The organism is Paenibacillus paridis (assembly GCF_006345825.1).
Taxonomy (GTDB): domain Bacteria; phylum Bacillota; class Bacilli; order Paenibacillales; family Paenibacillaceae; genus Pristimantibacillus; species Pristimantibacillus paridis.
The window spans coordinates 147,446-157,160 of record NZ_VCIX01000086.1 but is presented as its reverse complement, the minus strand read 5'-3'; the positions used below and the strand labels follow the sequence as shown (position 1 = coordinate 157,160).

Here is a 9,715-nt window from a genome sequence, read left to right as displayed (position 1 = left end):
CTCCCGCTAATTCTGCCAACCTACCTCTCAAATCGCCAATTCGGCTAAATTAACGGTAGTTTTTCCCACTAATCAGGTTACTTATCAATATTTCGGTTCATTAGCGGGAGGTTTTCCTGTTAATTGGAGCGTTAGTTTAATTGCAGCAATTCGTGCTGATGATGCGTTTAGTTTTGCCAGTTTAGCTAGTTGTGCCAGTTCTGCATGCTCTGCTAGTTCTGCTAGTTCTGCTTGCTCTGCTTGCTCTGTTCTTGCTAAGGATGCTATTAACGTTACTGCTACGCTTGTTTGTACCACGCCAATTGCAGCAACTGACGGTACCAAATAGCATTAGTCTGCACATTACCAAACTCACCGCCGCCACGTGAATCTTGTAATTTAACGGGAAAAGCTCCCGTTAATTCGACTAACTCGATTCAACTATTTAACTTAACGGGAATTTCTCCCGCTAATTCTGCCAACCTACCTCTCAAATCGCCAATTCGGCTAAATTAACGGTAGTTTTTCCCACTAATCAGGTTACTTATCATTATTTAGGCTCATTAGCGGGAGGTTTTCCTGTTAATTGGAGCAGTAGTTGAATGACAGCCATGCGTGCTGATGATGCGTTTAGTTTTGCTAGTTCTGCTAGTTCTGCTAGTTCTGCATGCTCTGTTCTTGCTAAGGATGCTATTAACGTTACTGCTACGCTTGTTTGTACCACGCCAATTGCTGCAACTGACGGTGCCAAATAGCATTAGTCTGCACATTACCAAACTCACCGCCGCCACGTGAATCTTGTAATTTAACGGGAAAAGCTCCCGTTAATTCGTCTAACTTGATTCAACTATTTAACTTAACGGGATTTTCTCCCGCTAATTCTGCCAACCTACCTCTCAAATCGCCAATTCGGCTAAATTAACGGTAGTTTTTCCCACTAATCAGGTTACTTATCAATATTTTGGCTCATTAGCGGGAGGTTTTCCTGTTAATTGGAGCGGTAGTTTAATGACAGCCATTCGTGCTGATGAAGCGTTTAGTTTTGCTAGTTTTTCCAGTTCTGCCAGTTCCGCCAGTTCTGTTCATTCGAAGGGTACTATAATCAAGTTACTCGGCATCATTCCAGCACATGAGCGGGAGTTTTTCCTATTCGTTCATGACGTCTTGTTAATCTGAACCTTACTTCTTCATCACTAACTGGGCCGATTTGATGCTGCTGGTCCAGGTATTATAGTAGTTGGAGTTTTTGCCGTATGAGTTGTCGAGCAGCGTGTTCGGCTTGTCCATCAGGCAGGATAGGATATGTCCGTGCAACCTGGAGGTTTGGACAACGCGGTAGCCGCTAAAGCGCTTGACCGCTTTGTCCACCAGATAGTCGGAATATTTGCCCCAGATCGCCTGCATCGGAAGCGGCACGCCGCTTTTTGTCATCATTTGGCCGATCATCTTAATCGACTTCCGCTCCACTTTGTTGTACAGAGAGGCCCAGTCCAAGTAATCCCCGCGCCCCGCCGACTCGAAGCTTTCCTGCTCGCTCGTCTTCTCAATGTCGGTACGGAAGAAGCAGAGCAGCTCCTTGCCAGGAGCGCTCTTCGGCAAAATTGGCCACAGCTGGTGAGCCATGTCAGGCGACAAATAGACGCAGCAACGATCAAATTTTTGAGCGGCCACGCTATAGGTTAAGGTGTCCCTCACGAAGAGGTGGACGTCCTTATGCCCGTTGAAAATACGTGCCGTCCGGTCGTATTCCGCCTCGCTCTTGAAGAAGATCGTTTGCGGCAGCAGCACGATGCGGTGATGCGGATAGTCCATGACGATTTTCTCCCGCAGCTTCTGGTGCACCGGATACAAATCGCCGAAATTGCCGCCGCCCTGCAGAACGATCACCTGATCCTTCGGGATGCTCAGCTTGTCCGGAAAATCAAGAACGCTGTAACGCGCCGTCACGCGGATATGATTATCTTTGAAGAACGCCTCCGCCCCCTTCATGATCAGCAGATCGCCGCCGTTGTTGTACACGGGATAATCGATATAATAAATGCTTGAGCCTGGCGGGATCACCTTCAAAATTTGGAGCAGCTGCTTCTTCAAGCCCTCCATCGGGTGTACGTTCGATTCCACTAGCATATCAGCGCGCTCCTTTACGTTGTTTTTTGGCTTTCAAGCGTTTAATCAGAAACCGGAAATCATTTTTATCAAACAGCATGCCCTTCAGGCTCACGTGGAAAATAATCCGCATCGACGCCATCGTTACGACCAAACGGATAACTGCGCCTATCAATAACGCAAGCGCGATCCCGTTCAGTCCATACAGCGGCGTGAAGATGAAAAACAGGCCGATCGTGGCGGCCAAAGCAATGAGCTGGCGCATCAGCACCAGTCCCGGCCTGCCCATCGCATTAAACGATGAAGCGAGAATCCAAGAGCCGCCGCCGAGAATGCATTCAATCGACAGCAAGTAGAACGCACCGCTTGCTTCAAGGAATGGCGCCCCGAACAGAATGCCCATCAGGAACCGCCCGATGAACATGCTCGGAATAACGACGATCGTCATAAGCAGCATCGATAACCGGAAGGCCCGGCCTACCGTAGCAATAATCGCTGACTTCTCCATCCCGGTAACCTTCGGAAAAACGACATTCGTTATCGCCATTTGCACGACGTTGAAGACGCGGGATAACGCGTAAACGACCGTATATAACCCCAGCTCCCTTGCGGTAAGCATGGATAAAATAATGATTTTATCGAACTGCGAATACAGCGTGCCTAGCAGCTCCACCCCAAACACTTTGCTGCCGTAGCCGAACAGCGCTTTGGCCGCGACCCTGTTGCCGAGTCCCTTCAGCCAGTTCATGCGAAGCGCATCCCTTATGCTGTATAAGGACCAGCCAATGACGAGCACGCTGGTGACAAGGAAAACGAGAGAGGCATTATGCAGGCTTAAATCGCCTACCGCCCAGAGTCCCATCAGCCCGAGCAGGTTGCATAAGGGAACGCATAAGCGCACGCCGTTGTAGACGCCAAATCGGCCCGTGCTCTGCGCAAGGGCCGAAATTAAATTAATGGCAAGCAAAATCGGCAGCATCAGCACCGTGTACCATCTGGCGATTTGAACGATATCCGGCGGATAATTTCCCAGCCAGACGGGCAGCCACGTCCAAGAAACGACGCCGACGATGATGCTGACCGGAATTTGAAAAAGAAAGCCCGCTCTCACAAAATCGCTGCCGCTGCCCTTGTTCTGCTTCATGTTGTAGATAAGCGAGGTCGGCAGGCCAAACCCGACAAGCCCCGCAAGCAGCGTCGGCCAAAATAAAATTGCCGAAAACTCGCCTTTTCCGACGACGCCGAACATGCGAGCCGTGACGATCGAGGTCAGCGTGCTGATGACCATGACAAGAAGATTCGTTGCGCTCGTGCGCATAATCGTTTGAACGAGGCCGTTGCCCCTCCACGCTTTATGAATAGCGAGCTGTGCCATAGCTGTCCGTCAACCCCTACTGTTATAACGCAGGATGCCGACCAGCGATCCGTTGCGGTAACATATTTTCACAACCTGGCGAATAAATCGCTTGAAATTAAAAATCGTCAGCAGCGACGTTCCAATCGCCTGTACCATCCGAATCACATGCTTCACGATAGCAAATAGGCTTCGATCCTGCCGCTTGACCGCGTCGCTGACGCCCTGCCAAAAGATCCGTTTCAAAAACCATTTCTTGGTCGTCCGTTCCTTGGCAATCTTATGCTGAACCGGAGCAAACGGAGTATAGTACACCTTGTAGCTCTCCCTGATCCTTGCGATCAGCTCGCTCTCCTCGCTCGACAGCAGGTTTGTTCCCACCCGGCCGAGATCTTCGCGGAAAGGCTTGTAGCGATTGAAGACGCTTGCCCGGAAGGCCACGTTCGCCCCGTAAGGAATCGCAGGCGCCGGCATTTCCTTCACCGCATCCGAATAATCAAGAATGGTAAACACCGAGCGGTGCTCCTCGGGAATCCAATCCGGCTCGGCGGCTTCCCAGATCGGATCGATTCTTCCACCTACGCAGCCGATGGCTGGATCGCTCTCGAAGACTTCCACGATTTGCTTCACCCATTGACGGGAAGCGAGCGCATCATCGTCCAGAAACAGGATGAATTCGCCCTTTGCCTCCCGGATCGCCCGGTTTCTCGCTACGGATAAGCCAAGCTTGTTCTCCAAAATATAACGCACCCTTGAGCCGTGAATCGTCACTTGGGCGCCAACGACGTCGGCGGTATTATCCGTCGACCGGTTGTCGATGACGACGATTTCGATTTGATCCTGCGCAAAGTCTTGCGCGAGTACGCTCTCTATTGCTTCTCCCGTATCCTTGGCCCGGTTATGGGTGCAGATGGCTACCGATACTTTCATCCTTCATCCCCATCCTTGGTAAACGTTTTTGATCTTCTGCGCAATCGCGCTCCATTCGAGTTCCTTCAGCACCTCTTCATACGGAGGCGTCCTTTGCTCCCGCTTCACGTTCAACGCCGATTTCATCGCGTTCTCAAGGCCGTTATAATCGTTCGGGTTGTACCGTACGACCATGTCCTCCTTGAAATATTCGTCGATAAATTCATTGTCCGGCATGACGATCAGCTTCCTAAACGAGAGGCCAAGTATCGCCGAGCCCGAGGTTGTAATTTCCTTATACGGCATAACCATTACATCAACTGCGTTGATGAGATCGGCCACATCCTCATTCGGTATAAAGCGAAGATCCAAAATAATATTTTCCTTATCCTCGACTCGCTTTAAATAAGCCTCCATCTGCTTATCCGCCTTGCCCGCAATGATCAAATAGGACTGCCTTGTCTTCATGGCATTAAAAGCCTCGATCAAATCCTCAACGCCCTTGTAAGCTTTAATCGCTCCGAGGAACAAATAAATATCCGCATCCGCGTCTATCCCATAGGCCTTTCTGCAATCGACCCCTTTGGATTTATATACCCCAAGGTAATGACCGTGCTTGACGACAAACAGCTTGCTAGCCGGAACGTCAAACTCAGCGATAACCTTGCGCTTGATCGATTCCGAAGCCACGAGCAGCTTGCTGCAAAATTTGCAAATAACGGTCCGCATGAAGCGCTCCAGCCGTTTATATTTCACCTGATGCGGGTAAAGATTATGAATCGTCCATACTAGCTGCACGCGTCGTACTTTCAAATACAGCATCGTCATAATAAACAGGATCGACTTCACAATAAACACCAGCAGATTGCTGTTCTGATAAGCGTGATGCATCCAGTGAATATGGACGATGTCTCCCGCTCTCGCCCCGCCGACCTGCAGCAGCAGCTTGCCATGCTTTAAATCCTTTACTTCTATTCCTGCGCCGCTCAGCGAATTCGTGAGCAAATCATTGTAAAAGTTCAATTCGCTTGATTTTGGCCACATCCATACTTTCATCGCCCTACGCTCCCTAGCCTTGCCAGAATCATTGCTGCTTGACCCATTAGTTGTATCTGCGAATCCATTCCTCCGCGACTCGCAGCTCGCGAATCACCTTGGCAGGCGTTCCGCCCGCCAGCACGTTGGCCGGAATATCCCGCGTCACGACGCTGCCTGCCGCAATGACCGAATTGGCGCCAATCGTTACGCCCGGCAAAATGACGGCTCCGCGCCCGATCCAGACATTATCGGAGATCACGATGCGTTTGCCCTGCGAGCGGTCATCCATATCGACCGGATGAAAATTCGTGTCGATAATATTGACCATTGGCCCGATGATCGTATTGCTTCCGATTCGGATCGAAGTCGTGCAGCCGATGTCGAGGCCATAATTAAAAAATACATTATCGCCTACCCACAGCTCCGCCTGCTTCTCGACCGAAATGGATGAGGGCAGCGGCTTCGCATGAAACGAAACGTTTCTGCCCACATAGAACCGGCCCTTGTTGCGTACCGAAAGCTTGCCTGATATGCGCCCAAGCCGCCCGACCGCGCTCGTCTTGATCGGCAGCACAGCGGCCCCCTTCAAGACGGCAAGCACCTTGCCGAAGCTAATCTGACTGTATGAGGTACTCATCTTTGCCTCCCGCCGCTTCCGCTTTCAAGCTTGGTGTGAGCAGCATCCGGTAGGTGTTCTCCACCTTCCTGGCAATCGTGCTCATGTTAAAATCCTTCATGACGCTCTCATACCCGCGGCTCGACATTTCTTCATAATTCACTTGATTGTCATATACGCGCTGAATCGTCTGGTAAAGCTCCTCGACATCGCCGTCCTTGACGATAAAGCCGCCTCTCGTCTCATGAATAATTTCGGGTGCCCCGCCGGAATCTGCGACAATTACGGGCGTTTGGACGAGCATCGATTCGATGATCACCCGCCCGAAGGGTTCATTGAGCGAGAAGTTGATCGTCAAATCGCATTCCTTCATGACGTCAAGCGGCTTCTTGCTGTAGCCGTAGAACACCACATGATGCTCCAGCCCGTAAGAGAGCACGTTCTCGATCATCGTGTTATAGTACTCATCCGAGCCGTCTACCGAGGCGTCTCCCACAATAAGCAGCTTCCAGTTCATCCGGTTGCTGTCGGCCAGCTTCTTCACGGCCTCGATCATAAGGTCATATCTCTTCCATTCCACAATCCGGCCGAATGTGCCGATGACCAGCGTCCCGTCCTCCATAAAGGAGCGACTCTTCGCTGTCAGCGCCAGCTCCGGATCAACTCCGTTATAAATAATCGTTTTGTTGCTGCCCTGAATCGAATTCGCCACAAAATGCGAGATACAGATCACTTGGTCAAAAAACCGCGGCAGCACCTGGTTGAACATGCGCAGATGCGTAAAATCGCGATGATGCCAAATCAGCTTGCTCCTCGCGAGCAGCTTCAGCGGTGCGGTATACCATGGCGCCCGCCAGCCATTGGCATGGACGATATCGATTTTATTTTTGCTGACAAACGATTTGATCTTCATTACCGTCTGTATATAGCCAAGCCCAAACTTCTTCTTAATGCTCTGAAGCTGCAGCGGGAAATGGGTGTAGTCCGCACGGATCTCATCCAAATAGGCGGCATCGCCGGGACTAAGCAAGAAGACCCGATATTTCGTCTTGTCCAAATAATTGATCAGATGGATGAGACTTTGCTCCGCGCCGCCTTTCTTGTCCGCATGGGTAACAAACAAAACGTTAATTTTCCGATTGGTCATCTAGAGCACCTGCTTTACTGGGTAACTGGCATTCAAGGACTGCATATATTCACGCAGCACCTCTTTATGGTTGTAATGGGTGCGCAGGAAGTTTTGCGACGCTTCGAGCAGCGCTCTTGCTGCCTGCGGGTTATCGAACAGCTGCTTGATTTTCCCGTAAAATTGCTCCGGCCGGTCAGCGACCATAATATGCTGATTGTCCACTAGCCCCGTCCCCTCGTAACCTATCGAGGTCGAGATGACAGGCAAGCCGTTCTGGATCGCTTCAATCGTCTTTAGCTTGACGCCCGCGCCGTTCTGCATCGGGTTCACGAACAAATAACCGCTCTTGTAGATGTCATCAAGTGTTTTCGGCGTATCATGCACGATCACATTGGTCAAATCATAAGCATCCATCCAGCTAAGGCTCTGCTTCCTGCTATTGCCGGCCACGATGAACTTGTAGCCCGGCTCCTTCAGCATCAGCGGATGAATATGCGCGAGATACCACTGAATTGCCTCTCGGTTATTCGGCATAAACAGCGAGCCGATAAACACGACATGCTTGCTCTGAAAATCGCTCGCCTCGAAGGTTCCTTTCGTCACCGGCGGAGGCAGAAACAAGCTTTTGGCTGAAGGATTCTGCTTCCGGAAGGTTTCGAACTCCTTGCTGGAGATGAACAGATACTTGTCGACCTTCTCCAGCATCTTTTTCTGCAGCGCCGCAAATTTGCTGCTCTCCATGTGATAGTACATTTTGTGGGCGACGTTCTTGGTGCTGCGCGCCAGCGCCTTGAAATAGACCGCTTCATCGTTGTGCACCCGCAGGATGACCGTGTCATGCTTGATCTTCGGATTTTGCAAGACCGGATACACATAATCGCCTTCAAGCAGCACGTAATCATAATCGCCTGCCAGCTCGACATTTTGCAGGCTGCTGCGCGAGCGAACCTGCATCGGTGCGGCGTGAATCAGATCCGCCAGCTTGCTCCGCCTGTCGCAGAGCGTGATCACCTCTACGTATTCATACACGGCGTCCATTTCTTCCTTAGAAGGCTGCTGCTTCCCGCAAACAAGCAAATGCAGCTTCCAGCCGAGCTCAGCCAGCACCTTGATGCGGCCCCAGGTGTCGACTCTTCCGCCATGGTCGGCGGGATACGGAAAATCACTGCATACGACTAGCATTCTCATTTGGTTACCCCCGGCCTATTGGATTGGTTCATTTCGTTCTTGCCAAGAAAGAGACTAATGAAGGCAAACAACAGCCAAACTTCGTATTTAATCTCCAATGAAACAAGAAGCATAGAAAACAAGATAAAGATTAATGCCAAGAATAAAATGGAGCTGGATTTCACCTTAATGATCAGATTCTTAGCCATCAGGTAGAAGAACGCGACGGCAACCAGCCCGCCGAACATCACCCACTGGAAAAAGCCCGATTTGACGCCTAGGTTTTTATCCGAGCCCGAATATTGCAACAGCTCCCCCGCATTAATTTGGCTAATGCCAAATACGTTGTAATAGAAATGCGACATCATGCTGATCGAGTCATTCACATATTTATCGAAATACATGAGATAGGCTCCCGTGCCAACCCCTAGCGGATTATGGAAGACGGTAATCAGCGAAATAATGATCGTACCCATTCGCGTGTAGGAAGATGTGTAGTTTTCGATGTCATTGCTGAACGAGCTGACCAGCCCTGCAGAAAAATTGGTGATGAACATGTACATGGCCAGAACGACGGAAATAAGCAATATAAAGTTTTTCTTCTTGCGGAAATCAAGAAATTTGATCATCGTTACGACCAGCGTAAGCAAGCAGATGATCATAAAGCCTTTGGAGCCGGTAATGAACAAATAAAACAAAAAGAACCCTGATGCATATACGATCGTCAGCGTCCTGGCAAAACCGTTCAAATATTTGGTTAAATACACGAGGATCGCAGAATAAACAACGACGATCGAGCCCGTCGTACTGCTCTCCGAGGTCAGCATCCTTACGCGCCAGTAGGGGTGGCTCCCCGAATGCAAATACGTAAAGGCATTGGGCATGCTCGCCAGCTCAAGAATCATAATAGCGAGCAGCAGCGTGATTACGGCCAAAAAGCAGCCGTACAACACTTTAAAGCTTTTGATATTGGCGAACACCAGCTGCATATGCCGGATGTAAAGCAGAATAAGCACAAAATAAATCAATACCTTGATGCCTTTGCCAAGCAGGCTCTCCGAGCCGAAGCTGTAGCTTCCTTGCAGAAATTGAACGAGCAAATAAAAAATTGTGACCAAGCTTAAATAGAGAATAAAGCCGAAAATATACTTTTGAAGCATCGAGCCATGCATGACCCGTTTATGCTTGGCCAGCAGCGCAATTTCGCAAAAAACGAATACAGGCAGCATCAGGATAATTGGCGTGCGCCCGATCTCTCCGATCATGTTGACCAGCGGAAAATCCTGATACATGGTCAAGATCAGAAGCAAACTAAGATACAAGGCTAAAAAAATTTGCTCCTTGTCCGCGGTCTTCGCTTTTTTCCCCGCAGCTGCCCATGTGACCGGACGGATCGGCTGGTTTAGGTTCATGGCTT

The 9,715-nt window shown here is 50.0% G+C and carries 9 protein-coding genes; all 9 read right to left on the bottom strand.

The features are described 5' to 3' along the window. Window positions 1–84: 84 nt before the first annotated feature. The 9 genes from FJQ58_RS15575 to FJQ58_RS15535 all read right to left on the bottom strand — a co-directional run bounded on the left by FJQ58_RS15575 (window position 85) and on the right by FJQ58_RS15535 (window position 9,710). A complete protein-coding gene (locus FJQ58_RS15575) occupies window positions 85–324 on the bottom strand; it encodes a hypothetical protein (RefSeq protein ID WP_139994994.1) in 240 nt (79 codons plus the stop codon). An 834-nt stretch (window positions 325–1,158) separates the two neighbouring features. Next, the gene (locus FJQ58_RS15570) at window positions 1,159–2,106 is read right to left on the bottom strand and encodes a polysaccharide pyruvyl transferase family protein (protein ID WP_139994992.1); all 948 of its coding nucleotides are present in this window, start codon (window positions 2,104–2,106) and stop codon (window positions 1,159–1,161) included. A gap of 1 nt (window position 2,107) precedes the next feature. Next, window positions 2,108–3,460, bottom strand: a complete 1,353-nt coding sequence (locus FJQ58_RS15565) for a lipopolysaccharide biosynthesis protein (protein WP_139994990.1) — start codon at window positions 3,458–3,460, stop codon at window positions 2,108–2,110. A 9-nt stretch (window positions 3,461–3,469) separates the two neighbouring features. Then, on the bottom strand, window positions 3,470–4,369 hold the full coding sequence (locus FJQ58_RS15560; protein ID WP_139994988.1) for a glycosyltransferase: 900 nt from the start codon (window positions 4,367–4,369) through the stop codon (window positions 3,470–3,472). 3 nt (window positions 4,370–4,372) lie between these two features. After that, on the bottom strand, window positions 4,373–5,404 hold the full coding sequence (locus tag FJQ58_RS15555) for a glycosyltransferase family 4 protein (RefSeq protein WP_139994986.1): 1,032 nt from the start codon (window positions 5,402–5,404) through the stop codon (window positions 4,373–4,375). Between the two features lie 46 nt (window positions 5,405–5,450). Beyond that, complete coding sequence (locus FJQ58_RS15550) at window positions 5,451–6,023, bottom strand: DapH/DapD/GlmU-related protein (RefSeq protein ID WP_139994984.1); 573 nt, start codon at window positions 6,021–6,023, stop codon at window positions 5,451–5,453. Further along, on the bottom strand, window positions 5,998–7,149 hold the full coding sequence (locus tag FJQ58_RS15545) for a glycosyltransferase (protein ID WP_139994982.1): 1,152 nt from the start codon (window positions 7,147–7,149) through the stop codon (window positions 5,998–6,000). The genes FJQ58_RS15550 and FJQ58_RS15545 overlap by 26 nt, the downstream gene beginning before the upstream one ends. Beyond that, window positions 7,150–8,319: a glycosyltransferase family 4 protein gene (locus FJQ58_RS15540; RefSeq protein WP_139994980.1), complete on the bottom strand. Its 1,170-nt coding sequence runs from the start codon at window positions 8,317–8,319 to the stop codon at window positions 7,150–7,152. Continuing rightward, on the bottom strand, window positions 8,316–9,710 hold the full coding sequence (locus FJQ58_RS15535; RefSeq protein ID WP_139994978.1) for a hypothetical protein: 1,395 nt from the start codon (window positions 9,708–9,710) through the stop codon (window positions 8,316–8,318). The genes FJQ58_RS15540 and FJQ58_RS15535 overlap by 4 nt, the downstream gene beginning before the upstream one ends. Window positions 9,711–9,715: the final 5 nt, after the last annotated feature.

Excerpts from the sequence above, each read along its gene's own strand:
- FJQ58_RS15555 (WP_139994986.1), bottom strand. The coding sequence starts at position 5,404 with ATGAAAGTATGGATGTGGCCAAAATCAAGCGAATTGAACTTTTACAAT.
- FJQ58_RS15540 (WP_139994980.1), bottom strand. The coding sequence starts at position 8,319 with ATGAGAATGCTAGTCGTATGCAGTGATTTTCCGTATCCCGCCGACCAT.
- FJQ58_RS15545 (WP_139994982.1), bottom strand. The coding sequence starts at position 7,149 with ATGACCAATCGGAAAATTAACGTTTTGTTTGTTACCCATGCGGACAAG.
- FJQ58_RS15570 (WP_139994992.1), bottom strand. The coding sequence starts at position 2,106 with ATGCTAGTGGAATCGAACGTACACCCGATGGAGGGCTTGAAGAAGCAG.
- FJQ58_RS15565 (WP_139994990.1), bottom strand. The coding sequence starts at position 3,460 with ATGGCACAGCTCGCTATTCATAAAGCGTGGAGGGGCAACGGCCTCGTT.
- FJQ58_RS15550 (WP_139994984.1), bottom strand. The coding sequence starts at position 6,023 with ATGAGTACCTCATACAGTCAGATTAGCTTCGGCAAGGTGCTTGCCGTC.
- FJQ58_RS15535 (WP_139994978.1), bottom strand. The coding sequence starts at position 9,710 with ATGAACCTAAACCAGCCGATCCGTCCGGTCACATGGGCAGCTGCGGGG.
- FJQ58_RS15560 (WP_139994988.1), bottom strand. The coding sequence starts at position 4,369 with ATGAAAGTATCGGTAGCCATCTGCACCCATAACCGGGCCAAGGATACG.